Here is a 24,839-nt window from a genome sequence, read left to right on the forward strand (position 1 = left end):
ACGACTGCATTTGTCGATCTCTACGACACGCGACCTGCTTGATCTGTATCGGAACGGCCCGGCTGGCGATCTTTTATTATAGTATTTTGTGGAAATCATAAGACTGTTGCCAGAAATTTTGCCATCTTTGCTTTTTTCAAAAGCCATTTAACGCGACCATTCCCTTCACAAGTCGGCCGGCTACTGTTCATCGTGCTGACGGGACACGCGAAACCTCGCCCACGAAACCAGCGTTGCGGATGTCCGGTCCGCGACGATGCCTCGTGGGATCGATCGCCCCGCGAACCGGCGGGCGGCTCGCGGGGCGACGGGTCAGAACGTGATGAGCGAGGTCAGGCCGAACACCACGACGTCGGGCTTGTGCTCCGGCGTCGCGCGTCGGGCGATGTACTGGATGTTGGGCCGGACGACGACGTTGTCGGTCACGGCGATGCTGTAGAAGGCCTCGACGAAGCGTTCCTGCGCCGGCATCCGGCGGCTGGTTCGACCGATCAGGTTGCGCTGCTCGATGGCCTCGACCGCCCGGGGATTCGGAGTCGTCTGGCCGACGCCGAGCCCGATCCAGTCATTCGGCCGCTCCACGCACCAGCCCTTGTAGACGAGCCCGCTCGTCACCTGGGCGGAATACACCGACGTGTCCCGGTCGCTGGCGACGGCCCGGACGAAGGCCGAGACGTTGCGAACGGTGTTGGCGGGATCCGGGCGATAGACCTCCTGGACGCCGACGACATACAGGCCGGTCCGGCCGTCATGGTGCAGCGGGTCGCCGCCGTACTGGGCGGAGGGCAGGCGCCGGTTGTTCAGGTAGACGTCGTTGCCGCCGCTGGTCTCATACCAGCCGCCGATCTTGTAGCTGCCCGCATAGCCCAAGCCGCCGAATTTCGGGAACCAGCCCGCCTCGGACAGGATCAGTGCGCCGGTCCCCTTGCTGACGTTGAAGCTGAAGCCGTCGACGAGGTTGTCCGGATTGACCTGGTAGGCGCCGACCTGGACGTAGGCGGTGTCCGCGGTACCGACCCGCAAGCGGGTCGCCCATTGGCTGACCGGGTAGTTGTAGATGTAGTTGCCGGCGATCTTGCCAGTCGGGGCGCCGCACAGCGCATTGAGCTGGAACTCGCAGGCGAAGCCGGCGAAGTCGTCGCTCGACGGCATCCGGCCGATCTTCAGGTCCACCCAGGGACCGAACTTCTGATCGTACCAGAACTGGCTCAACCGCCAGATGCGGCTGCGGCCGTAGATCTCCTCGACGCTGGTCTGCGTGCCGAGATGTGCGTCGAGGGTCAGGTCGCGGCCGTGGCGGTGGGTGAGCGTGACCACGCCGGACCCGCCCTCGAGGCCGAACATCCGCTCGAAGTCGAACAGGCCCTTGGCGGTGAACTGTGCGGCCCCGCGCGCCAGCGTGCGATCCCCGCCGGCCGCGTTCGTGGCGCCCTCGTAGACGTAACCTAGGTTGAGCAGGATGCCGTGCTCCCAGAGCCGATCGCGGACGCCGCCGAGATTGCCGAGCAGGCCGAATTTCGGGCTCACGCTCCGCGGATCTGCTGATCCCACGGCGGGCTGCGTAGTCGGCGCGGGCGTCGATGGCCGATCGAGGGGCAGCCGCTGGGGTGCGTTCGGCTCCGGTATGATCGTTGATTCGTCCGCGTTTTCGGGCGCCGAAGGCTGTGCCTGAGCCAGTCCGATACACGGACTCGCACCGATGACCAGCAAAGCGGCTGCCCATCCCGAAAGAAGTCTACGGTTCATGATCCATAACGCCCCCGAGCCGACAATTTTCCGTTCGGCACCACGGGCTTACAGCCTCGTAAAACAGCAGATTTCAAGCTTTTACTGTTGACCTATCTTCGATCGACACAGCATTAGAATTCGACGTCGTACTCTTATTTGGGAAGATCGGCAGATTGTGCGCACAAACAAACGATATTCAATACAATTTCTTCAATCAATACGAATCCCGCGCGCGCCGATAGGGATTCGAGACGATCATTCTCCCGCGACAATGCAGGCCTCGACCGCATTCACATCGGACATCGCTCGCACCGCCCCGATCGGCAGCCGGCTTTACGAAGCTCGAAGAGCCTCGCAACAAGCGAGGATTCGCAGCAACACCCGCGGCGAAATCGGCGGCGATCGGTGAGTTCGGCGCTTCCGAGGACGACTCAGCGCGTCAGCATGCCAGCTAAATGCGCGACGAGCCGGCGCGCGACCTCATCTTTGCCGAGGCGCGGCCAGGTCTCCATCGCGCCGTCGCGATGGATCAGGTGGACCATGTTGTCGGTCCCGCCCATAACGCCGCCCGCGGCGGACACGTCGTTGGCGACGATCAGGTCGCAGCCCTTGCGGGCGATCTTGGCCCGGGCGTGGTCCAGCACCGTGTCGGTCTCGGCGGCGAAGCCGACCACCAAGGGCGGGCGCCCGGCCTCCAGATGCGACACGGTGGACAGGATGTCGGGATTCTCGACCAGGGGCAGCGGCGCCGGGCCGGTGCCGTCCTTCTTGATCTTCTTCGAGCCGGCCTCGACCTCCGGCCGCCAGTCGGCGACCGCGGCGGCGAAGACCGCGATATCGACGGGCAGGGCCGCCTCGACGGCGACCAGCATCTCCCGGGCGGTCTCGACCCGGACGACGCGAACGCCCGCGGGATCGGGGATCGAGACTGGCCCGGAGACCAGCGTCACGGTCGCGCCGGCCTCGGCGGCGGCGGCCGCGATGGCGTGGCCCTGGCGGCCGGAGGAGCGGTTGGCGAGGTAGCGCACCGGGTCGATCGGCTCGTGGGTCGGCCCGGAGGTCACGAGCACACGCCGGCCGGCGAGCGGGCGCGCCGCCGTACCCGGGCGGCCCGACAGGAAGCCGAGACCCGGCGCCTCCGCGCCGGTCGCGTCCAGCATCCGCTCGAGGGCGTCGGCGATCTCGTTGGGCTCGGCCATGCGGCCGGGACCGGTCTCCGCCTCGGCCATCTTGCCGGCATTGGGCCCGACGAGGCGCACGCCGTCGCCCTCCAGGGTGGCGCGGTTGCGGCGGGTCGCCGGATGCGCCCACATCTGCACGTTCATGGCCGGGGCGATCAGGATCGGCAGGGTGGTGGCCAGCAGGATCGTGGTCGCCAGGTCGGCCGCGTGGCCGCCGGCCATGCGGGCCATCAGGTTGGCGGTGGCCGGCGCCACCACGACGGCATCCGCCTGCCGGGCCAGCTTGATATGGCCGATATCGGCCTCCTCGGCCCGGTCGAACAGGTCGGTATGGGCCCGCTCACCGGCGAGCGCCGCCGCGGCCAGGGGCGTGACGAATTCCTGCGCGCCGGCGGTCAGCACGGGGCAGACGCTGGCGCCGCGCTCACGCAGGCGCCGGATCAGGTCGAGGGCCTTGTAGGCCGCGATGCCGCCGCCGATAACGAGCAGGATGCGGCGGCGGGCGAGGGTCTCGGTCATGGCGGGAAGCCTCTGCCTGAGGCGGCGCGCCCGTCAAGCGGGCGCGGAGGATCAGGCCGCCGCCGGGACCGCCGCCGTCTTCAGGCCGCCGAAGCGCCGATCCCGGCGGGCGAAGTCGGCCACCGCGGCGGCGAGATCGTCCGGGCCAAAATCGGGCCACATCCGGTCGGTGAAGTGGAGCTCGGCATAGGCCGCCTCCCAGAGCAGGAAGTCCGAGAGGCGCTGCTCGCCGCCGGTGCGGATCACGAGATCGACATCCACCGGCGAGCCGTGCATCTGTCCGGCGACCAGGGCACCGAAACTCTCGCGGGTGGCGTCGGCGCCCTGGAGGGCCTGCGCGGCCGCGATGATCGCGTCTCGGGCGGAATAGTCGACGCAGATCCGCAGGTGCAGGCGGGTGCCGGCTGCCGTGGCTTCCTCGGCGGCGGCGATCGCCTCCGGGATCCCCCGGGGCAGGCGGTCGCGCCGGCCGACCACGCTCAGCCGGGTGCCGGTGCGCGCGAGCCGCTGGGTCTCGTTGCGCAGGTAGGAGCGCAGCAGGCGCATCAGGCCGCCGACCTCGTCGTCCGGCCGCTGCCAGTTGTCGGCCGAGAAGGCGTAGAGCGTGAGCGTGCCGATGCCGAGATCCGGGCAGGCCTCGGCGGTGCGCCGGATTGCCTCGACGCCGCGATGATGACCGGCGAGCCGCGGCAGGCCGCGCTGCGTCGCCCAGCGCCCGTTGCCGTCCATGATGATCGCGGCGTGCAGCCCCCCCGGCCCCGCTTCGCTTTGCATCGTAAAGTCTCCCGGCATGGGCGTATCGCTGAGGTTTATTCGGTTTGCGTTGACAATCTCTGCGCGATCCGGCGGTCTCAGGCCGGTTTCGTGGCCGGATCGAGGCCGCGCACCCCGCCCTCGGGACTTCGCTCCGCCGCCGAGGCGGCGTCGCGAACGACCTGCTCGAGCACGCCGAGATAGCCAATGAAACGCCTGCGCCCGGTTGGCGTCATGCGGCAGATTGTCTGTGTGCGGTTGAGGGCAAAACCCTTCTCCAGGCTCACCAGGTCGGCCTCGCTGAGCACCGCGAGGTGCCGGCTGAGATTGCCGTCGGTCAGCCCGCACAGGCGCTTGAGGTCGGGGAAGGGCAGGCCCTTGGGATGGGCCACCAGGGAGGTCAGCACGCTGAGCCGGGCCCGCTCGTGGATGATCCGGTCGAGCCCCTCGTAGGAGAAGCGGCCGTCGTCGCGGTCAGAGATCATCATCGAAGGCCCGGGCGCCGCGATGGATGATGCCGGCCAGCCAGATCTGGCCGACCACGAAGGGGAGCCCCATGGTCCAGGGCGACAGGGCATGGTTCTCGGCCGAGACGGCGAGTGCGGCGAGGCCGGTGAGCAGGTACCAGGCGCCGACCCCCTGGACCGCCCGGGGCAGGATCCGCGCCGAGGCGAACAGGCCGAGGCCGACCAGGACCTGCCAGAGGCCGGGCAGCATCCAGATCTCGGCCGGCGCGAAGCGGGCGATGACCAGGGCGAGGCAGGCCCCGGCGCCGGCGGCCGGCAGGAACACCTCGATGGCGTTCCACACCATCGCGTCGGCGAGGCCGGAATGGAGCCGGCGGCTGCGCCGGACCGCCTCGACCCCGATCAGCGCGAAGGCCACCAGGGCGGCGGCGATCCAGAGGCCGAAGAACAGGACCGGCCGCGCGGAAGGGTCGCCGAGCCAGAGGGCCTGGCCGACCGCGCAGGCCAGCGCCAGGCCGCCCGTCCCGGCGACGGTGGCGGCCCCCAACCCGCGGAACGCCGTGTCGCGGGCGATCTGCGAGCGGATCGCCACGATGTCGGCCAACGCCTTGTCCAGATCCTGCATGAGCTCCAGCCCCCGCGCTGCATCATGCTTTGCACTGCAAAGTACCGGTGGGCCCCGGCCACCGCAAGCCAATTCGCCGGGTGATGATACCGTTTTTTCTCAGCATCGGACGGCCTGGTCGAGGCCAAGGCCGGGTGAATTCTACCTAAGAGTTGTAATTACCCGATTTCACGCCGGAGAGCATCGAGATCGAGCCGCGCCGTGACCATCCGCAGGGCGCCATCCGGATCGCGCGGCCACTCCGCCTCCGGCCGGTCCCGGTACAGCTCGACGCCATTGCCGTCGGGATCGCGCAGGTACAGGGCCTCGCTGACGCCGTGGTCGCTGGCGCCGTCCAGCGGGATGCCGGCCGCCTCGACCCGGCGCAGGGCGTCCGCCAGGGTGGCCCGGGTCGGGTAGAGTAGGGCGAGATGGTACAGGCCGGTGGTGCTCGGCGCCGGCGGCGACCCGCCGAGGCTCTCCCAGGTGTTGAGCCCGATATGATGGTGGTAGCCCCCGGCCGCCACGAAGGCGGCCCGTTCGCCGTAGCGCTGGGTCAGGCCGAGGCCGAGCACGCCGCAATAGAAGCCCAGCGCCTGGTCGAGGTCGGCGACCTTCAGGTGGACATGCCCGATGCGGGTCTCAGGATGGATCGGTGCGGTCATCGACGGTCCCGTCCGTGAAAGCTTGAAAACTCCGCGCCGCAGAGGGTTTCTCGCGGGACGTGCGGGGCCCATATTGATCCCATGCCCGCTCCGAAGAAACCGCGCGCCGCCTCCGTCTCGGCCTCCTCCGCCAAGGCGTCGAAGCCCGAGTTGAAGCCGCTCGATACCTATCTGGCCGCGTTGCTGAACCCGGCGCTGAACCGCAACCGGCCGCCGCCGATCGCGCCGGAGCCGGAGACGCCGCGGCCGGGCAAGCCGAAAGGCCGACCCGCCAAGGAGCCGATCAGCAAGGCGGCCACCCGCAAGGTCGAGATCGCCCGCGACGGCTTCGCCGAGGCGCCCCAGGCCGGCTACGCGCTCGGCGACGCGGCCGATGTGGATCCGCGCCTCGCCCAGGCGCTCGGGCTGACCCCGCCCGAGGACGGTCCGGTGCCCGAGGGCGCGGAGCTGCCGGATCCGGGCGGCGACGGCGGCGCCTCGGCCACGGTGACGGCCCTGGAGCGGCTGCTCACCGAGGGCAACCCGCTGTTCAAGGACGGCCAGACTTGGGTGCCGCACCGGCCGGACCGGCCGCAGAAATCCGAGGGTGGGCTCCGGTTCACGCTGAAATCCGAGTTCGAGCCCGCGGGCGACCAGCCCACCGCCATCGCCGAGCTGGTGAAGGGCGTGCAGGCCCACGAGCGCGACCAAGTGCTGCTCGGCGTCACCGGCTCGGGCAAGACCTTCACGATGGCCAAGATCATCGAGGAGACCCAGCGGCCGGCCTTGATCCTGGCGCCGAACAAGACGCTCGCCGCGCAGCTCTACGGGGAGTTCAAAGCGTTTTTCCCCGACAACGCCGTCGAGTATTTCGTCTCCTACTATGATTACTACCAGCCCGAGGCCTACGTCCCGCGCTCGGACACGTTCATCGAGAAGGAATCCTCGATCAACGAGCAGATCGACCGGATGCGCCACTCCGCCACCCGCGCCCTGCTGGAGCGGGACGACGTGATCATCGTGGCCTCGGTCTCGTGCATCTACGGCATCGGCTCGGTCGAGACCTACACGGCGATGTCGTTCACCGTGACGTTGGGCGAGAAGATCGAGCAGCGCCAGCTCGTGGCGGATCTCGTGGCCCTCCAGTACAAGCGGATCCAGGCGGATTTCGCCCGCGGCACCTTCCGGGTGCGCGGCGATTCGATCGAGCTCTGGCCGGCCCACCTGGAGGATCGCGGCTGGCGGATCGGGATGTTCGGCGACGAGATCGAGTCGATCGTCGAGTTCGACCCGCTCACCGGCAAGAAGATCGCCGAGCTGAAATTCGTGAAGGTCTACGCCAATTCCCACTACGTCACGCCGCGGCCGACGCTGCAGCAGGCGATCAAGGGGATCAAGAATGAGCTGAACGCGCGCGTCGAAGAGCTGACCAAGATGGGCCGGCTGATCGAGGCCCAGCGCATCGACCAGCGCTGCACCTTCGATATCGAGATGATCGAGGCCACGGGCGCCTGCAACGGCATCGAGAACTATTCGCGCTACCTCACCGGCCGCCGGCCCGGCGAGCCGCCGCCGACCCTGTTCGAGTACCTGCCCGACAATGCCCTGGTCTTTACCGACGAGAGCCACGTCACCGTGCCCCAGATCGGCGGCATGTACCGGGGCGACTTCCGCCGCAAGGCAACGCTGGCCGAGTACGGCTTCCGCCTGCCGTCCTGCCTGGACAACCGGCCGCTGCGCTTCGAGGAATGGGACGCGATGCGGCCCCAGACGGTCCACGTCTCGGCGACGCCCGGCAAGTGGGAGATGGAGCGCACCGGCGGCGTCTTCGCCGAGCAGGTGATCCGCCCCACCGGCCTGGTCGACCCGGTGATCGAGGTCCGCCCGGCCCGCGCTCAGGTCGACGACCTGCTGGGCGAGGTCAAGGCGGTGTCCCAGGCCGGCTATCGGACGCTCGTGACCACGCTGACCAAGCGCATGGCCGAGGATCTCACCGAATACCTGCACGAGAACGGCGTGCGGGTGCGCTACATGCACTCCGACATCGACACGCTGGAGCGGATCGAGATCATCCGCGACCTGCGGCTCGGCGCCTTCGACGTGCTCATCGGCATCAACCTCCTCCGGGAAGGCCTCGACATCCCGGAATGCGCCCTGGTGGCGATCCTCGACGCCGACAAGGAGGGGTTCCTGCGCTCCGAGACCTCCCTGGTCCAGACCATCGGCCGGGCGGCCCGGAACGCCGACGCGCGCTGCATCCTGTACGCGGATTCCATCACCGGCTCGATGGAGCGGGCGATGGCCGAGACCGAGCGGCGGCGCACGAAACAGCTCGCCTATAACGAGAAGCACGGCATCACGCCCCAGAGCGTGAAGCGCGGGATCAGCGACATCCTCAACAGCGTCTACGAGCGCGACCACGTGCAGGTCGATACCGGCCTCGCCAAGGACGCGATCACGGTGGGCCACAATCTCAAGGCGGTGCTGGCCGACCTGGAGAAACGGATGCGTGCGGCTGCGGCCGACCTCGACTTCGAGGAGGCGGCGCGCCTGCGCGACGAGCTTAAGCGGCTCCAGGCCACGGAGTTGCTGGTCTCGGACGATCCCATGGCCCGGCAAGGCGATGTCGAGCGCGAAGCCGGCAAGTACGGCCGCAAGGCGCCCCGTGGCGCCGGCCCCACCCGGATCTCGAAGCCCGACCTCGACAATATGGGCCCGGGCACCGACCGCGAGATGCCGGCCGGTGCAGTACCGTGGCAGGAGCGGCCCAAGCCGCGCTCGACCCAGGGCCTTGGCGGCCAGAAGCCGAAATACAAGGGCGGGGGCGGCCGCAAGCGCGGCTGAGCGTTTGGGCTTCAAGCAGCCCGGTCGTCCCGCCCGCCATAGCGGCTCGCCACCGCCTCGCCCTCGTCCACGATCGCCTCGGCGATCCGGAGGGCAAGGGCGTTGCAGGCCTCGTCATAGGCGTGGGGATCCGCCTGGACGGCCGCCCGCGTCACCGCGCCGACCCGGTCGCGGACGATCTCACGGGCGATGCGCAGGGCATCGGCAAACGGCTCATAGGGGCGCGGCATGGTCGTCGCTCCGGCGGCATCGGGCCATGATGGCCCGGGTGGCGGCTGCAACGGCCTTGCGGGCAAAAGTGTTCCCGCTGACGCTGGACAGGGCCGCGGCCGCGTCCCAGATCGGCTTCGGTTGAAGCAGGCGAGCGACGATGACTTCCGAGACGAATCCACCGCCGGTCCTCGACGACGCGACCCTGGCCTTCGCGGGCCGGGTCTTCCAGTTCGCTCGGATGGGCCATGCCGATGAGCTGGCCGAACTGTTCGGGCAGGGCCTTCCGGCGAACCTGCGCAACGACAAGGGCGACAGCCTGCTGATGCTCGCAGCCTATAACGGCCAGGCGGAGGCAACCCGGGTGATTCTGGAGGCCGGGGGCGACCCCGAACTCGCCAACGACCGCGGCCAGACCCCGCTGGCCGGCGCCGCCTTCAAGAACGACCTCGCCGTCGCCCGGCTGCTGCTCCAGCACGGCGCCGCGGTAGACGGCACCGGCACCGGCAGCCGCACGGCCCTGATGACCGCGGCAATGTTCGACCGCACCGAAATGGTCACGCTGCTCCTCGAGCACGGCGCCGACCCGGATTTTCGCGACGCCGCCGGCCAGAGCGCCGCCGACATGGCCCGGGCCATGGGCGCGCAGGCGACCCCGGGCCAGCTCGACGCAGCGGCGCGGAAGGCGGGGTGAGGGGTCAGGAGTTTTCGGCGGGCGCTACGGGGAGGACCGCGAGGGTCAGGCCGAGGGCCGAGACCACGCGCTGAACCGTGTCGAGGCTCGGATTCCCGGTCTGCGAGAGTGCCTTGTACAGGCTCTCGCGGCCGAGGCCGCTGGCCTCCGCGACGGCCGCCATGCTCCGGGCCCGCGCCACGTCACCCAAGGCGCGCCGGAAGGCGGCGGGATCGCTCTCCTCCAGGGCGGCGGACAGGTAGGCGGCAGCATCTTCGGGCGTGCGCAGATACGTCGCCACGTCGAAGGGCCGGGTGGAAGTCTCGGAACCAGCCATAGGCGGCCTCCTCAAACCGTCAGCGCGAGTTTGTGAGCACGGGCGATGTCTCGAACCTGCGAACGCTTATCGCCACCACAGAGCAGGATCACGATGGCGCCATCGGCGCGTTCGACGAAATACACACGATACCCGGGCCCGGTATCGATCTTCCTTTCGCGGACACTGCCGCCGACCGGTACAACAGGACCGGGGTTGCCCTCCTGAAGACGGACGATCCGGCTCAGGATGTGGGAGCGACCTGCGAGGTCGCGCAGGTTATTGATCCATCGGTCGAAAATCTCCGTGGTGGAGACCTCAGCCATCGCGCTCGTATCCCATAAGATACAACGGTGGCAAGCAGGATCGATCCCTTGCCAAATCGCGCCCGTCACCAGAACGGGCGGTCACAAGACATTCGGGAACCGAAACGCCATGCCGTACGCCGTCTGGATCGACAAAGGATTCCGTGTTGCTTGCGCGGCACTGGTCGCGGCACCCATCCCGGTCATCGCCGCCGAGACCCCCTGGCCGGCCTTCGGGCACGATCACAGCAACCGTAACTTCTCCGACCTGACCCAGATCGATCGCGCCAACGTCGGGCGGCTGCGGCCGGCCTTTCTGTTCCAGACCGGGGTGACCGGCTATTTCCAGGCGCAGCCGGTGATGGTCGACGGCGCGCTCTACCTCTCCACGACCCAGAACAACGTCGCGGCGCTCGATGCCCGCACCGGCCGGCCGCTTTGGACCTACACGCACAAGCCGCGCACGGAAAAGATCTTCGGGCCGCCCTCCAACCGCGGGGTCGCGGTGTCGGACGGCCTCGTGTTCGAGGCGACCATGGACGGGCGCCTGATCGCGCTCGATGCCAAGACCGGCCGGGTGGTCTGGGACAAGGAGGCGGTGCGCCCGGAAGAGGGGGAGAGCGAGACCGCCTCGGATCTCGCGGGCAAGCTCGGCGGCAAGGCGGTGCAGGGCTCGAGCCGGCTCGGCTTCAAGATGCCGCCGCTGGTGGCCGAGGGGCTGGTGATCGTCGGGGTCACCGGGGCGGGCTACGGCCTGCATGTCGAGGACGAGGCCGGCGGGCTCGATGGCGGCGCCGTGGTCGGGATCGAGGGCGGCTACGGCCGGCGCGGCTGGCTCGCCGCCTACGACGCCAAGACCGGCGCGGAGCGCTGGCGCTGGTACGTCACCCCGTCGGAGGGCTGGGAGGGCGGCTTCGTCGCGCAGACCGTGGACGGCGTGCCGCTCCAGCGGGACATCGCCGCCGAGAAGGCGGCGGCGCCGGCCAACCGCGAGGCCTGGCGGGTGGGCGGCGGCTCCCTCTGGATGACCCCGGCCTACGATCCGGATCTCGGCCTGATCTTTCTCGGCACCGGCAACCCGGCGCCGCAGAATTTCGGCCTCTCGCGCCCGGGGGACAACCTCTACACGATGTGCTTGGTGGCCCTCGACGTCCGCACCGGACAGCTGCGCTGGTATTCCCAGCAGGTGCCGCATGACGAATGGGGCTACGACGTCGCCGCGCCGCCGTTCCTGCTCGATGGGCCGAACGGCGCCAAGGCCGTGGCCTCGGCCAGCAAGACCGGCTGGATCTACGTCCACGACCGTGCCACCGGAAAGCTGCTCACCCGCTCGGCCCCGCTGATCGAGCAGAAGAACCTGTTCGCGCCGCCGACCCCGCAGGGCACCGTGGTGGCGCCGGGGCCGCTAGGCGCCGTCTCGTGGCCGCCCACCGCCTATGACGGGCGCCTCGCCTACGTGCAGGTCCGCCACGGGGCGACGACCTACACGGTCAAGACCGTGCCGGCCGCCGGGGACAGGCCGGAGATCCGCTACACCGAGACCGGCGAGGCCAAGGGCGAGCCGTCCTTCAGCACCCTGACGGCGGTCGACCTCGCGGATGGCGGCAAGATCGCCTGGACGATGCGCTCGGGCAGCCGGCTCTCCGGCGGCACCCTGGCGACGGCGGGCGGCCTGGTCTTCTCCGGTGAGGAGGACGGGCATCTCGATGCCCACGATTCCCGCGACGGCACGCTGCTCTGGCGCTTCCAGTGCGGCGCCGGCATCAGCGGCCCGGCCATGACCTACGCGCTCGACGGCAAGCAGTACCTGGCTGTGGCGGCGGGCGGCGCGTCCTTCACCAAGGCTTCCGGGTTCGGCACCGGCGACGCACTGCTGGTCTTCGCGCTGCCCGATTGACGCCCGCCGAGCTTGACTGGAGGAGTTCCAGCCTTTGGCGGCGGGGATTCGTCCGGACGATGATGCACGAGCAGGGCAGGGGCGGCGGGATTGCGGATGGCCAGCCGACCCACCGCGGGGCGCCGGTGATCCGGACCATCGCGATGCCGGCCGACACCAACCCGGCGGGCGACATCTTCGGCGGCTGGCTGATGGCCCAGATGGATCTCGCCGCCGGCAACGTCGCGGCGCGGCGCTCGCGCGGGCGCTGCGCCACCATTGCGGTCGACGCGATCACCTTCCACCACCCGGTCTTCGTCGGCGACGAGGTCAGCCTCTACGCCTGGCTGATCAAGGTCGGGCGCTCGTCCCTGCGCATCCAGGTCGAGGTCTGGCGACGGGAGCGGGCGAGCGAGACCACCATGAAGGTCACCGAGGCGACCTTCACCTTCGTGGCGATCGGCGACGACCGCCGCCCGCGCCCGGTGCCGCCGGAAGCGGGCGGGATGTGATTCGCCTGCGTGGTGCGTCAGGGCTTTACGATGCCAGGGACGTGCTACCGGGGCGGGGCACCGGCATGGCGGCCTACGCTACGAGCGGCGGGTTCAGGCGGGCGAACCCCTCCTGCCGGTAAGAGGGAAAGTGCGGGTAGCGCGCGGTGACGGCGCTGGCGGCGTCGAGCGCGGCGGTGAGCGTCCACCCGATGGCGCCGAGATTGTCGCGAAGCTGCGCCTCGTCGCGGGCACCCATGATGACCGAGGACACCGTCGGCCGCTGGATCAGCCCGTTGAGCGCCACCTGCGGCACGGTCCTGCCGGTCTCAGCGGCGACCCGGTCCAGCGCCGCGACCACGCGGTAGAGATGCTCGTCATCGACCGGGGGCCCGAAACGCGCCGTCTCGTGCAGCCGGCTGCCTTCGGGCAGCTCCAAGCCCCGCCGGATCTTCCCGGTCAGACGGCCCCAACCGCGCGGCCGGGTCACGTAGGGCGTCCCGACCTCACCCGCGCGCGATCGCGTAGCGCGTCCGCAACCGCAGGCCGAACACCGCCATCATGAACATGCAGCAGGTGGCGTTGTTGCCGTTGTAGAGCACGGTCTCGAACGAGGCCGAGACCAGCCCCAGGAACCACAGGCGCAGGAACAGCAGCGTCTCGGCGTCGAGCTCCCGGCCGCCGCGCTGCAGGTCGCGCACGGGGGCCAGCACGAAGGCCCAGACGGTGAGCACCAGGAACGGGAAGCCGCCGATTAAGGCCGTGTCGAGATAGGCGTTGTGCGAGTGGTTGGCGGTGTTGACCCAGGTCAGCGCTTCGGAGCCGCCATACATGGTCCGCTCGGTCATCCAGAAGGCGCCGATGCCCCAGCCCCGCCAGGGGCGGACCATGATGTTGTCGAGGGCGAATTGCCAGATCTCGCTACGGCCCGTGAAGGTCGCGTCGGTCAGGAGCGCGCCGATCGCGTCCTGGATCGCCGGGACCAGGATCGAGCCGATCGAGATCAGCGAGAACCCGAGGATCGGCCCGAGCAGCAGCAGGCCGCGCAGGCCGCCGCCGGTGAAGACCCGGCACAGGCCGGTGACCGCCAGGATCACCGGCAGAAGCAGGATTGCTGTCTTGGAGCCGCTCGCCACCAGCAGGCCGATCGCCAGAGCAACGATCGTCCAGCCGAGCACGCGGCTCGCCGCGGAGGCGACGTAGAGCCCGACGATCACCAGGATCACCATGGCGGCCCCGGCCTCGTTCTTGTGCGGGAAGATGCCCCGCCACAGGCCCGGATGGCTCGGATCGGAATTGACGTCGAAGGCCGAGTGGATCGCCAGGTTCGGCACCAGGGCCACCGACAGATAGGACGAGATCAGGATCACCAGGGCCGAGCCGGCCAGGGTCAGCGCCAGCTGCCGCGGCGACCGGGCGACCAGCAGCACCCCGGCGGACAGCATCGCCGCGATGACGAACAGCACGAGCCGCCGCAGCGACAGGCTCGGCTCGACCGACAGGAGCGCGGTGACCCCGAGCCAGCCGGCGCAGAGCATCATCGGCCAGGTCGCCAGCGGGCGCAGGTGGCGGAACCCGATCCGGTGGATCGCCGCCGCCATGCCGAGCCCGGCCGCGACGAACAGGATCTGGGTCAGCAGGCTGCCCGCCTCGGAGGCGGCGAGCGAGGAGCGGTCGGACAGGTCCTCGAACCAGACATGGTTCCACAGCAGGACGAACACCGCCCCGTTCAGGAGCACGCGCAGCACATCCGGCACGTCGCGCGAGGCCGCGCCGGGCCGAACCCTCCCGGCCGGGATCCCGATCGCCGCGTCCGCCGAAGCCATGCCGTCCCACCGCCGGAGCCGCGGGATGCGGCGCTCCTCATTGTAGCGGCTGCGGCCGCCGGGGCGATGGGGGGATCCGCAATTGCGGCGGAGGATCTGGCGATAACCTTAGCGGCGTGGCCGGATCCAGGCATGCGCCGCGTCCCGCGCGTTTGGGCGCCGCACGAATGCCGAATTTTTCAGTCCGTCATTGCGAGCGCAGCGAAGCAACCCAGTGCGGCGCGCGTTCTCCGAATGTGGTGTTTCCCTGGGTTGCTTCGCTGCGCTCGCAATGACGGCGAGGTGCCGGGCCGCCCTGCAACCATCACGGCGGCGTCGCGTCTACAGACGACGCCGGGCTGCAGCGGATGCGGGACGGCCTCGTCGCGGCCCTCCATGGCTGCGCTCGCGAAACACCGGGGCATACCCGGTCCCGCGCAAGAAACAGGTGCATCATGACCCAATCGGTATCCCGGGCGGTCATCGTCCAGCCCGGCGGCGGCTTCGACAAGGTGGGGTTCGGCGAGCGGCCCGTGCCCGCACCGGGCCCCGGCGAGATCACCGTGCGGCTGCGGGCAAGCTCGCTCAACTATCACGACTACGCCGTGGTCAGCGGCACCTGGGGGCCGAGCGAGGCGCGGGTGCCGATGTCCGACGGGGCGGGCGAGGTCGAGGCAATCGGCCCCGGGGTGGACGGGTTCGCGGTCGGGGACCGGGTGGTCAGCACCTTCTTCCCGACCTGGCTCGACGGCACGCCGCAGGTCGAGGGCTTCGCCACCGTGCCGGGCGACGGAATCGACGGCTATGCCCGCGAGCGCGTCACGGCGCCCGAGACCGCCTTCACCCACGCCCCCCGGGGCTGGGACCACGCCGAGGCCGCGACCCTGACCACGGCGGCGCTCACCGCGTGGCGGGCGCTCCACGACGATGCCCGGCTCAAGAGCGGCGACGTTGTGCTGGTGCAGGGCACCGGCGGCGTTTCGCTGTTCGCGCTGCAATTCGCCAAGGCGGCCGGCGCGACCGTGATTGCCACCTCGTCGAGCGACGCCAAGCTCGAGCGCCTGCGCGGCCTCGGCGCCGACCACCTGATCAACTACCGCGCCGATCCGGCCTGGGGCGAGACCGCACGGCGCCTGACCGACGGGCGGGGCGTCGACCACGTGCTCGATGTCGCCGGGCCGGGGACCCTGGAACAGTCGATGGCGGCGGTGCGGGTCGCCGGCCACATCTCGGTGATCGGGATCCTCACCGGCGTGGCCGGGCCGCTGCCGCTGGTCCCGGCGCTGATCCGCCAGATCCGGCTCCAGGGCGTGCTGGTCGGCAGCCGCAGCCAGCAGATCGCGATGATCCGCGGGATCGAGGCCTGCGGGCTGCGGCCGGTGGTGGACAGCGTCTACCCGCTGGACGAACTCGTCGCGGCGTTCCGGCACCAGGAGAGCAATCGGCATTTCGGCAAGATCTGCGTCCAGATCTGAGGGGCCGGGATCAGGTAGGGTGGTGGCCTCCGCGGTCGCCACCCCTCCGAGCCGATGCCCACAGACCCAGCCGCCCCGGCGCTCCCCCTTGGCTTCTCGGCCGTCCCGCCGGGCCGGATCGCCGCCATCGTCACCAGCCTTGAGATGCTGGGCCGGCCGGCTTTGCGGCCGGCCAGACCTTTCCCGGACGGGATCGCGCTGCACCCGCTCGTCCGACCCGATTGCGAGACCTATCGCGCCCTCTATCGGGCGGCGGGAGCCGACTGGCTGTGGTTCTCGCGCCTGACTCTGTCGGACGAAACGCTGCAAGCGATTCTCGACGACCCGCAGGTTGAGATTCTGGCGCTCCGCCGGGACGGGGCGGATCTCGGCCTTTTGGAGCTGGATTTCCGCGAGCCGGAGACCTGCGAGCTCGCCTTCCTCGGCCTCATCCCGGGCGCAGTCGGGCATGGGCTCGGCCGCACCCTGGTCAACGCGGCGATCGAGAAAGCTTGGTCGCGGCCGATCCGGCGGTTCTGGGTGCATACCTGCACGTTCGACCATCCCGGGGCGCTCGGCCTCTATCGGCGCTCTGGCTTCACGCCCTGCGCGGCCGCGGTCGAAGTGGCCGCCGATCCCCGGCTCACAGGCCTCCTGCCCCGGACATGCGCCCCGCACGTGCCGCTGCTGGCGTGACCGCCGCGCGTCGAACCCCTTACCGCCGCATCGTGTACTGCGACCGCCCGGCCGCCTGGCGCATCAGGAACGCGGCCATCTCGGCGAGTTCGGGAGCCTTGGAGCGGAAGGTCACCGAGAGGGCGAGCAGCGTGTCCTTGTGGTCGAGCCCGGCATAGACCCGCTCCTGCACGGGCACGTGGGCGGCGCGCAGCTTGGCGGCGAGGCTCACCGTATGGCGGGGCTTCACCACCGTGTCGGCGTCGCCGGTGGCCAGGAAGGTCGGGGGCGAGAGCGGGCCCGCGAAGGTCGTCGGCTGGGTCAGCGGCAGGTCCGGGGCCTTGCCGAACACCTTGACCGTGGTGTCCTGATCGAGCGGCAGGAAGTCGTAGGGACCGGACAGGCCGGCCACCGCCTTGATCGCCTTCGGGTCGACCCCGGCGGCATTGAGGTAGCGCGGGTCGAGCCCGAGCATCACCGCATTGTAGGCCCCGGCCGAGTGGCCGGCTAGGACGATGCGGCGCGGGTCGCCGCCATAGGCCGCGATGTTGTCGCGCACCCAGGCGAGCGCGGCGGCGCCGTCCTCGAGGAAGCCCGGGAAGGCCGTCTCCGGGAACAGGCGGTAATCCGGCAGCACGGTCACGAAGCCCTGCGCGGCCAGCGCGTGGCCGACGAAGGCGTAATCGTCCTTGGAGCCGCTCTGCCAGGAGCCGCCGTAGAAGAACACCAGCACCGGTGCCCGTTCGGCCGCGACCGTGGGGACGTAGACGTCGAGCCGGCGCCGTTGCCCCTCGCCGAAGGCCTGGTCGCGCACCGCCAGGCGGCCGCCGGCATCGCGCGGGCCGATCGCGTCGAACAGGGTCAGCGGCGAGGCGGCGGTGAAGCCGAACGCCGCCAGGCCCAGGCCGAGGAGGCTGGCGAGCGCGATGAGGAGTCGTGTCATATCCCGTCCGGTTGCCCCGATTGGTCCATTCAAGGCGTCGCTCGGGGCGGTTTGATGACGGGAGCGGGGCGACAGGTAAAAAATCAGCGCCGCCGCGCGAAGGGTGGAGGCCGGGTTTCGGGCTGGAGGCGGCGCTAGGTTCGCAGAACGATGCAGGCGCCCCCGACCTTGCGGATGCGGCCGCACAGATCGTCAGCGGCCTGCCGGCTCTGGGCCGGGAGGCGGATCCGGTAGAACGCCCGGGTGCCGCGGTTGCGCAGGCGGGTGCCGATGATCATCGGCCGCGCCTCGCCGATCACCCCGGCATAGGCGTTGCGGGCGCGGTTGAAGCTCTGCAGCGCCAGCGCCTTCGAGAAGTTGCCGGCGAGCTGGATGCCCCAGGGCGCCGCCGGACCCTCGTTCGGCCCGAGCGCGAAGCGGTCGCCGCGGGACGGGATGCGCAGGCTGGCGGTGACCTGCATGCAGGTGACCGGCGCCTCGGGCTTGGTCTCGGCTTTGGCATCCGGTTTCGGCTCGGGCTTGACGTCCGGCTTGGCCTTCGCCTCCGGCGCCCCGCTTTCGGGATCGGTGACCGTCGCAGCGGCGCCGCCGCGCCAATCTTCGGCCGGCGCCCCGGTGATGGCGGCGACGTAGGCCCGGGTCTCCGCGGGCAGGCCGCCCTCGCCGGTAAGCCATTTGCTCACGCGGGCGGCACCGCCGTTATAGGCGGCGGCCGCGAGACCGAGATTGCCGAATTGCCGCTTCAGGTCGGCCAGCAGATGGGCGGCGTGCGGGATCGCCTGCTCGGGATCGAAAGGATCGAGCAACCCGCGCTCCCGCGCCGTGCCGGGCATGAACTGCGCGACGCCCTGCGCGCCGGCCGAGCTCACGACGCCGACACGAAAGCTGCTCTCGCGCCAGATCAGCCGGGTCAGGAACGGCACCGGCAGCCCGCGCGCCTTGGCGGAATTGTCGATCAGCCGGCAGAGCGCCTGCTCGACGGTCTCGGTTGCGCCCTCGGAGGGGGCGGCGGCGGCCGGTCCGGCCCAGAGGAGCGGGAGGAGGGCGAGGAGCGCGCCGAAGCGCAGGCGAGGGTTAATCACACAACCGCTTGTAGCGGGACGCACGGGCGGATCAATCCGTACGGTTGGGGGGTGATGACGCGGCGGGCAGAGCCGGCCCGCGCGGTGAGCGCCACGCCTCTCCCAGGCGCTTCCCGCATCCTCAGGTGCTGCGCCGCAGCCTCGAACGAACCCGCCGAGAACCGCGCAGCCGACTGGAGCCCTCCTTCGCGGTCGCCGCTTCGCTTCGTCATCTCAGGATCAGGCCTGGGCCGGTATAGACAAATCCTGCGCGCAAAGCCGCGATCCGAAGCAAACACCTAGATAATGATCCGAATATATCTGACCCGACCGCATAGGCTTATCTTTAACTCAACAGTGCAAGGCACGTTTTTCCTCGCCGCTCTCTGCCTTGGCCCCGGGCTTTCTTAGCCGACCGCGTCCTTAACGCATCCGGATCGGGGGATGGAGAGCTAGATAGCAGAGGGATCGGAATTCAGTCGACGCAACCTGATCGCCATGGTCGGCGCCGCGGCCGGGAGCGCGGCCGCCTATCAGGTCATGACCAGCCTCGGCTTTGCCGAGGAATCGCCGTATCGCGGGCCAATCCGGCTCGACGGCGACCCCAAGGGCGCCTCGGTCCTGATCCTGGGGGCGGGGCTCGCCGGCATGACTGCGGCGCTGGAGCTGCACCGGGCCGGGTACCGGGTGCAGATCCTCGAGTACAACACCCGCGCCGGCGGCCGGAACTGGTCGCTGCGCGGCGGCGACACCTACGTCGCCTCACGCCGCGCCCAGGCGACCCGTTCGTGGTCGACAAGCCAGGCCTGGAAGGGCTCGGCCTCCAGCGGGCGCGCGAAAAAGTAGCCCTGCGCCTCGTCGCACTGCATCGCCAGGAGCTGATCGACCGCCTCGGCGGTCTCGATGCCTTCCGCGACCACGCGGTAGCCGAGATCGTGCGAGAGGCCGATCATCGAGCGGACGAGCGACACCTCCTTCTCGCCGTCACCGAGCTTCAGCACAAAGCTGCGGTCGATCTTCACGACATGGGCGGGCAAGTCCTGGAGATAGGCGAGGCTGCTGTAGCCGGTTCCGAAATCGTCGATGGCGAGGCGGATGCCGGCGGCGGCGAGCTCATCCAGCTGGCGCCGCGCATGGGTGGCATCCTGCATGATCGCGCTCTCGGTGATCTCCAATTCCAGCTGTGCCGGCTCGAGATCGTGGCGCCGCAAGGCGTCCCGGACGGAGGTGCCGAAATCCGTCTCGTGCAGGTTGGCCGCCGAGACGTTGACCGAGATCACGATCTCGCGGCCTACCGCCCGCAAGCGGCGCGCCTGCGCCAGGGCCGTCTCCAGGACGAAGGCCGTCATGGCCTGCGCATGGGGCGAATGCTCGATGACCGGGACGAACTCGCCGGGGGACACGGCCCCCAAATCCGGGTGGTTCCAGCGCAGCAGCGCCTCCGCGCCGATACACCGACCCGTGGGCAGATCGATCCGCGGCTGGAACACGAGGCGCAGCTGGTCGCCGGCGAGCAGAGCCGGCCCGAAATCCCGCAGCAGGCGGTATCGGCGCCGATAGGCGGCATCGGCCACGGACGAATAGACACCGACGAGATCGGGCGACGAGCGCGCCTCCTGGACCGCGCCGTAGAGGGCGCGCAGCACGTCCTGGGGTCCCGTCGCGCGGGGCACGAAGGCGGTGACGCCGATGGCGCTGGTCAGGAGCATCCCAGTGATGGAGCGCTGCTGCTCCTGCCGCTGTCCCTCCGTGAGGTAACGGACATACGCGTCCTGCACGACGCCCCGGGGCGCCAGGAAGGCGAATTGCGTGGCCGCCGTGTGATAGAGCTTGAGTTCCGAGCCGATGGCCCGCGGTATGCCGAGCGCCGCGTCCCGGATCAGATCGTCGATCCGGCCGAGGCCCATGACGCGGGCATAGTCATTGATCTGCTCGGGACGCGCGAGATCGATCAGCACGGCGAGCCGCGACTCGTCCGGGCGCTCGGCCGCCAGATCGGCGAGGTCATCCAGGAACTGATTCCGGCTCGGCAGGCCGCTCAGCGGGTCGATCCGCCCGAAGGCGTGCTGCAGCTCGATCTGCGCCATGATCATCGCGGCGAGATCCTTGAGGGCGACGATCTCGGACTCGACCACGGAGCGCGGCTCGGTTCCCAGGACGCACAGGGCGCCGAGCCCGTACCCGTCGCGGGTCACCAGCGGCGCGCCGGCATAGAAGCGGATGCCGGCGACGCCGAGCACGCTGTCGGCGTAATCGGCATCCTGCCGGAAATCGGGGATCACCAGGACGTCGGTGGTCTCGGCCACCTGCGCGCAGGGCGCGCCTTCCCGCGGGATCGACCCATGGTCGACGCCGACGCGCGACTTGAACCATTGCCGGTCGCGGTCCGTCAGCGACACCGCGGAGATCGGCAGATTGAAGATCTGGCTCGCCATCCGCGTGATGCGGTCGAAGCTTTCGCTCGGCGGCGTGTCGAGGAGGTCGAGCTGGAGCAGCGCGCCCAGGCGCGCGTCCTCACGACGGTCTCGGTACAGGGTTTGGGACATCGAACGACGGCGTGCCTCCGTGCGGCGAAGCGACGGGCGGGATTGTCTCCAGGTCCCGGCCTCGGCTCGCCCAGGTCCATCTGACGGCCCAGACGTTGCCAAATCCTGTTTTCGAGAGAACAGCCGCCGAAGAGGCTGAAAATTCCGTAATTTGTGATTGATCTCCCCAAAGCGGATCGCTGGTTCGAGGCAGCATTGCGGGGGAGCTGAGTAACCTGACGTGGTCCGTCGAACCCCCTTCACGCGACCGCGAACACCCGCGCGCCTCGCGGGCGCCCTCCGGCCAGCCACGCGCTCCCTGGAGGGCTCCTGGGCGGGCACCGCTGGCTTTGCCCCCTGAAGACGAGGGGACGGGTGAGAGAGCCGCGGGATGGATCGCTCGGGCTCCGGCGCGCGGTCATGCGGCCGAGCGTTCCTGAAGGGGCACCGCGCCGAGGCTGCGCTCGATGACGGCGCACAGATGGGCGCGATCGAACGGCTTTCCAACGTGCCCGTTCGCGCCCGCTGCCAGAAGGTTCTGGACCTGCTCCGGGAGGACGTGCGCGGTCATCGCGATGATCGGCACATGGCGCGCCGTCCCATCCAGATCACGAATGTGCCGAATGGCAGTCATGCCGTCCATCACAGGCATCTCGACATCCATCAAAACCAGATCGTAGGCCTGCTCCCGGACCATGGTCACGGCTTCCTGCCCGTCGCAGGCCGTGGAGATGCGATAGCCCATCGCCTCCAGAACCATCTGGGCGATCTCACGGTTGATCGCTCCGTCCTCGACGAGCAGCAGGTGCGCGCGCCGCGGCGTGCCGCTCTCGCTTGTAACAGGCGGAGCCGTGCCGGTGACGTGATCGAGCGCCTGACTGCTCACCGGCTCACTCGGAAGCGTGACGCTGAACCAGAACGTTGAGCCCTCGCCATCCCGGCTCTCCAGGCCGATGGTGCCGCCCATCGCCTCGATCAGGCCCTTGGCAATGGCCAAGCCCAGTCCCGTTCCGCCGAAGCGCCGGGTCGTGCTGCTGTCGGCCTGTACGAAGCGGGTGAAGAGCCGCGCCTGGGCCTCGACCGGGATGCCGATGCCGGTGTCGCGAACAGCGACGCGCAGATCGATCCCCGCCGCCGTCGTGGCCCGTGTCAGAACGACGGTCACGGCGCCATGTTGCGTGAACTTGACCGCGTTGTTGACGAGGTTGAGAAGCACCTGCCTCAGCCGGGTCTTGTCCCCCATGACGCGCGGCTCGTCGTTCGCGTCGCCCTCGCATCGCAGGTCGAGCCCTTTGCGCTCGGCGGTGCCGGCCACGAGCGCGACGGTTTCCTCCACGAGCGCGCGCGGCGAGAACGGCTCGGCCTCGAGCACGACGCCATCTGCTGCGATGCGGGCGTAGTCGAGGATGTCGTTGACGACACTCGTCAGAACCTCGCAACCCACGCGCATCTGATCGATGCAGCGTTTCTGGTGCGGGGTAAGGCTGGTCTCGTCGCGCAGCAGGTCACCGAACCCGACGATGGCATTCAGCGGCGTGCGCACCTCATGGCTCATCGTCGCCAGGAAATCGCTCTTGGCCCGTTCACCGGCTTCTGCGCGCGCCTGTGCCGCTTCGGCCCGGTCCCGTGCCTGGGCCAACTCCGCGGTACGTTCGGACACCCGCCGTTCGAGATCACAATTGGCCTGTGCGAGCGCGCGATCGCGTTCGCCCAAGCGCGTCAGCAATCCGGTCAGAGCGCCCGTCAGCTCGGAGATCTCCAGATACCCGTGCGGCTTCGGCAGACGAGCCTCGGCGGTGTCGTGGCCGATCGTGCTGGCAGCGCCTGCGAGGGCGCGGAGCGGTTCGGCCAGGCACTCGGCCGCCCACCAACCGAGCAACGCGAACAGCAGCGTGAAGGCCGCGCCGCCGAGCATCAGCCGGTTGACGATCGGACTGGAGATCGCCTTGGCGACCTCGACGGGCTGACGGACGAGGACGGTCCAGGGCAACGTCGGTCGATCGACGGATGGTCGTGCGCGACTCGCGCCGATGAAGTAATCGCCGCCTTCGGGCCATGTGCCGCGGGTACTCGTGAGTTCGGCGCCGGCGGTCAAGGCTGGGAGCGTCGGCAGTTCGGCCTCGATCCTCCGTCCCGCCTGGTCGCCGGGGCCGAGGATGACGGTCCCGTCACCCGCGAGGATGAGCACCTCGACGCTCGGCTCGCGCTTCAGGGCCGTGGCGATAGCTGCCCGGCTCATCTCGCGCATCCACGTCACACTGAGATGCCCGCCGACAACGCCGACATGGGCACCGGTCGAATCGCGCAGCGGCACCGCTACGTCGACGAAGCGTCGGGGCTCACCGTAGAGCAGCGCCGGCAACCGCGTCGCGAGAAGTTTGGCCTCATGAATGTCGATGACGGACGGCGCCCGGATGCCTTGCTGGAACCACGGGCGCGCCGCGACGCTCTCGCCTTCCAGCATGCCGCCGGTGCTGGCCACGACCGTGCCGGCCTGGTCTGCGAAACCGATCCAGGCATAGGCCGGGTAGCTTTGGTGCAGGGCATCCACCCAAGCGCGCCGTGTCTCTGGCGCCGTGGCGTTCGTCCGCGCGACCGAGGACAGCACGGCCATGTCGCCGAGCCGCTCGGTCATGTTCGCGTCGATGATCTGGCGCAGGTGCTCGGCGAGTTCGGCCGCGTGAGCCTCGGCGCGGATCTGAACACGTGCGGAGACGAATTGCGAGACCACGGTCGTGGCGGCAGCGGTGAGCAGCAGGGCTCCGACTGCGAAGATGAGGGCAAGGAGCGTGCGCAGCCGCATGACGACAACAGACCTGAGACGCGCGGTGATGGCACGAGGCGGTTAATTCGAAACTCTCCGCGCCCCGAAATTCTTGCGAATAGGCCCATTCCCAGCGCCGTCCGGTCCGCCTCGGGTCTCTCCGGGGGAGCCGAGAAGCGAAGGCTGGATTTCGTAACCGGGATCTGACGACGGCGCGTCGCCTCGTGCGGCCACGGGAGGGCCACCGACCGATGGCCGCGTTCGGTTAGCCCGGGCGATCCTCGGATTGCGCGAAACGGGCCGGAACCGGGCGCGGCCGAGCAGTAGACCCGTTTGCGCCATCGGCCCGATCCCGATTCATCGCGAACCCGCTGTCTACCGCACGCGGCTCCCCGGCTCCGACGCCCAGGCCGGCGCGTCATCCCCGAGGTTGCGGGCGGCCCGGTCCCAGCGCAGCGCGGCGCCGGCCACTGTCAGCGGCGGGCGCAGGCGACGGGCCGGGCCCCAGGAGGTTGGCTCGACTTCCGGGGCGTGATCCTCCGGCGTCTCGGGGGCGAGCGCCGGCTCCGGTTCGGCCGGGCCGGCCGCGATCAGGAACGCCGCCGTCCGGGCGAGCGACAGGCGGGCCTGGCCGCCGGTCCTGTCCGAGAGGCGCCGGGCCAGCAGGCGGAGCACGGAAGCCGCCATGAGGTAGCCGGTGGCGTGATCGAGCGCCTGGACCGGCAAGGGCACCGGCCCCTCGGCCTGCCGCCAGGCCTGGCCGGCCTGGGCGAGGCCGCAGCTCATCTGGACCAGGCTGTCGAAGCCGCGCCGTCCGGCCCAGGGGCCGGTCCAGCCATAGGCATCCAGCGACACGTCGATCAGGCCGGGGGCGAGCGCCCGCCGCGCCGACGCGTCATAGCCGAGGCCGTCCAGGGCGCCGGGACGGTAGCCGTGGACCAGCACGTCCGCCCCCGCCAGCAGCGCCTCGAAGGTGGCCCGGTCGGCGGCCCGCCGCAGGT

The 24,839-nt window shown here is 69.8% G+C and carries 21 protein-coding genes and 2 pseudogenes; 7 read left to right on the top strand and 16 right to left on the bottom strand.

Annotated elements, in window-relative coordinates; translation table 11 throughout:
- Positions 1–312 precede the first annotated feature (312 nt).
- The 6 genes from AKJ13_RS19025 to AKJ13_RS19050 form a co-directional block, all read right to left on the bottom strand.
- A complete protein-coding gene (locus AKJ13_RS19025; RefSeq protein WP_050734771.1) occupies positions 313–1,527 on the bottom strand; it encodes a carbohydrate porin in 1,215 nt (404 codons plus the stop codon).
- 632 nt (positions 1,528–2,159) lie between these two features.
- On the bottom strand, positions 2,160–3,428 hold the full coding sequence (coaBC, locus tag AKJ13_RS19030; RefSeq protein ID WP_050734772.1) for a bifunctional phosphopantothenoylcysteine decarboxylase/phosphopantothenate--cysteine ligase CoaBC: 1,269 nt from the start codon (positions 3,426–3,428) through the stop codon (positions 2,160–2,162).
- Between the two features lie 51 nt (positions 3,429–3,479).
- A complete protein-coding gene (locus AKJ13_RS19035; protein ID WP_007564642.1) occupies positions 3,480–4,202 on the bottom strand; it encodes a di-trans,poly-cis-decaprenylcistransferase in 723 nt (240 codons plus the stop codon).
- A 77-nt stretch (positions 4,203–4,279) separates the two neighbouring features.
- Complete coding sequence (locus AKJ13_RS19040; protein ID WP_050734773.1) at positions 4,280–4,669, bottom strand: transcriptional regulator; 390 nt, start codon at positions 4,667–4,669, stop codon at positions 4,280–4,282.
- Complete coding sequence (locus AKJ13_RS19045; RefSeq protein ID WP_050734774.1) at positions 4,656–5,273, bottom strand: hypothetical protein; 618 nt, start codon at positions 5,271–5,273, stop codon at positions 4,656–4,658. Before AKJ13_RS19045 ends, AKJ13_RS19040 begins: the two co-directional genes overlap by 14 nt.
- A 158-nt stretch (positions 5,274–5,431) precedes the next feature.
- Entirely contained in the window at positions 5,432–5,917 is a 486-nt protein-coding gene (locus AKJ13_RS19050) for a VOC family protein (RefSeq protein WP_050734775.1), read from the bottom strand.
- 81 nt (positions 5,918–5,998) lie between these two features.
- On the opposite strand from AKJ13_RS19050, the gene uvrB reads away from it, so the two are divergent.
- On the top strand, positions 5,999–8,740 hold the full coding sequence (uvrB, locus tag AKJ13_RS19055) for an excinuclease ABC subunit UvrB (RefSeq protein ID WP_050734776.1): 2,742 nt from the start codon (positions 5,999–6,001) through the stop codon (positions 8,738–8,740).
- A gap of 11 nt (positions 8,741–8,751) precedes the next feature.
- Here the strand turns inward: uvrB and AKJ13_RS19060 are convergent, their stop codons facing one another.
- A complete protein-coding gene (locus AKJ13_RS19060) occupies positions 8,752–8,970 on the bottom strand; it encodes a hypothetical protein (protein WP_050734777.1) in 219 nt (72 codons plus the stop codon).
- Between the two features lie 140 nt (positions 8,971–9,110).
- Here AKJ13_RS19060 and AKJ13_RS19065 point away from each other — a divergent pair, with 140 nt between their 5' ends.
- Entirely contained in the window at positions 9,111–9,644 is a 534-nt protein-coding gene (locus AKJ13_RS19065) for an ankyrin repeat domain-containing protein (RefSeq protein ID WP_050734778.1), read from the top strand.
- A 4-nt stretch (positions 9,645–9,648) separates the two neighbouring features.
- On the opposite strand, the gene AKJ13_RS19070 is transcribed toward AKJ13_RS19065, so the two are convergent.
- Both AKJ13_RS19070 and AKJ13_RS19075 read right to left on the bottom strand, forming a co-directional pair.
- Positions 9,649–9,960, bottom strand: a complete 312-nt coding sequence (locus AKJ13_RS19070) for an addiction module antidote protein (RefSeq protein WP_050734779.1) — start codon at positions 9,958–9,960, stop codon at positions 9,649–9,651.
- Between the two features lie 11 nt (positions 9,961–9,971).
- Entirely contained in the window at positions 9,972–10,265 is a 294-nt protein-coding gene (locus AKJ13_RS19075; protein ID WP_050734780.1) for a type II toxin-antitoxin system RelE/ParE family toxin, read from the bottom strand.
- Between the two features lie 109 nt (positions 10,266–10,374).
- Between AKJ13_RS19075 and AKJ13_RS19080 the strand changes: the two genes are divergently transcribed.
- Positions 10,375–12,141 carry a PQQ-binding-like beta-propeller repeat protein gene (locus tag AKJ13_RS19080; RefSeq protein ID WP_050734781.1) on the top strand — a complete coding sequence of 589 codons (1,767 nt, stop codon included), beginning with the start codon at positions 10,375–10,377 and terminating at the stop codon, positions 12,139–12,141.
- Between the two features lie 59 nt (positions 12,142–12,200).
- On the top strand, positions 12,201–12,632 hold the full coding sequence (locus AKJ13_RS19085) for an acyl-CoA thioesterase (protein ID WP_050734782.1): 432 nt from the start codon (positions 12,201–12,203) through the stop codon (positions 12,630–12,632).
- A 73-nt stretch (positions 12,633–12,705) separates the two neighbouring features.
- Here AKJ13_RS19085 and AKJ13_RS19090 read toward each other — a convergent pair.
- Both AKJ13_RS19090 and AKJ13_RS19095 read right to left on the bottom strand, forming a co-directional pair.
- A pseudogene (locus AKJ13_RS19090) lies at positions 12,706–13,092 on the bottom strand (aldo/keto reductase); the annotation flags it as partial.
- Between the two features lie 25 nt (positions 13,093–13,117).
- Positions 13,118–14,437, bottom strand: a complete 1,320-nt coding sequence (locus tag AKJ13_RS19095) for an O-antigen ligase (RefSeq protein WP_050734783.1) — start codon at positions 14,435–14,437, stop codon at positions 13,118–13,120.
- Positions 14,438–14,871: 434 nt separating this feature from the next.
- Between AKJ13_RS19095 and AKJ13_RS19100 the strand changes: the two genes are divergently transcribed.
- On the top strand, positions 14,872–15,891 hold the full coding sequence (locus AKJ13_RS19100; protein ID WP_050734784.1) for an NAD(P)-dependent alcohol dehydrogenase: 1,020 nt from the start codon (positions 14,872–14,874) through the stop codon (positions 15,889–15,891).
- A gap of 54 nt (positions 15,892–15,945) precedes the next feature.
- The gene (locus tag AKJ13_RS19105; RefSeq protein ID WP_050734785.1) at positions 15,946–16,566 is read left to right on the top strand and encodes a GNAT family N-acetyltransferase; all 621 of its coding nucleotides are present in this window, start codon (positions 15,946–15,948) and stop codon (positions 16,564–16,566) included.
- A gap of 19 nt (positions 16,567–16,585) precedes the next feature.
- Here AKJ13_RS19105 and AKJ13_RS19110 read toward each other — a convergent pair whose 3' ends face one another.
- Both AKJ13_RS19110 and AKJ13_RS19115 read right to left on the bottom strand, forming a co-directional pair.
- The gene (locus tag AKJ13_RS19110; RefSeq protein ID WP_050734786.1) at positions 16,586–17,488 is read right to left on the bottom strand and encodes an alpha/beta hydrolase; all 903 of its coding nucleotides are present in this window, start codon (positions 17,486–17,488) and stop codon (positions 16,586–16,588) included.
- A gap of 134 nt (positions 17,489–17,622) precedes the next feature.
- A complete protein-coding gene (locus AKJ13_RS19115; RefSeq protein ID WP_244471658.1) occupies positions 17,623–18,570 on the bottom strand; it encodes a lytic transglycosylase domain-containing protein in 948 nt (315 codons plus the stop codon).
- A 477-nt stretch (positions 18,571–19,047) separates the two neighbouring features.
- Between AKJ13_RS19115 and AKJ13_RS19125 the strand changes: the two are divergent.
- Positions 19,048–19,305: pseudogene (locus tag AKJ13_RS19125) on the top strand (FAD-dependent oxidoreductase); the annotation flags it as partial.
- Here AKJ13_RS19125 and AKJ13_RS19130 read toward each other — a convergent pair.
- From AKJ13_RS19130 to AKJ13_RS19140, 3 genes are all read right to left on the bottom strand, one after another.
- Positions 19,302–21,095 carry an EAL domain-containing protein gene (locus AKJ13_RS19130; protein WP_050734789.1) on the bottom strand — a complete coding sequence of 598 codons (1,794 nt, stop codon included), beginning with the start codon at positions 21,093–21,095 and terminating at the stop codon, positions 19,302–19,304. The pseudogene AKJ13_RS19125 and the gene AKJ13_RS19130 sit on opposite strands and share 4 nt — an antisense overlap.
- Before the next feature lie 397 nt (positions 21,096–21,492).
- The gene (locus tag AKJ13_RS19135) at positions 21,493–23,877 is read right to left on the bottom strand and encodes a hybrid sensor histidine kinase/response regulator (RefSeq protein WP_050734790.1); all 2,385 of its coding nucleotides are present in this window, start codon (positions 23,875–23,877) and stop codon (positions 21,493–21,495) included.
- 336 nt (positions 23,878–24,213) lie between these two features.
- Positions 24,214–24,839 (bottom strand): CoA transferase (locus AKJ13_RS19140; protein WP_200905664.1); only part of this gene is annotated, 626 nt, incomplete at its 5' end.

It is taken from the genome of Methylobacterium sp. ARG-1, from assembly GCF_001262595.1.
Taxonomy (GTDB): Bacteria; Pseudomonadota; Alphaproteobacteria; order Rhizobiales; family Beijerinckiaceae; genus Methylobacterium; species Methylobacterium brachiatum.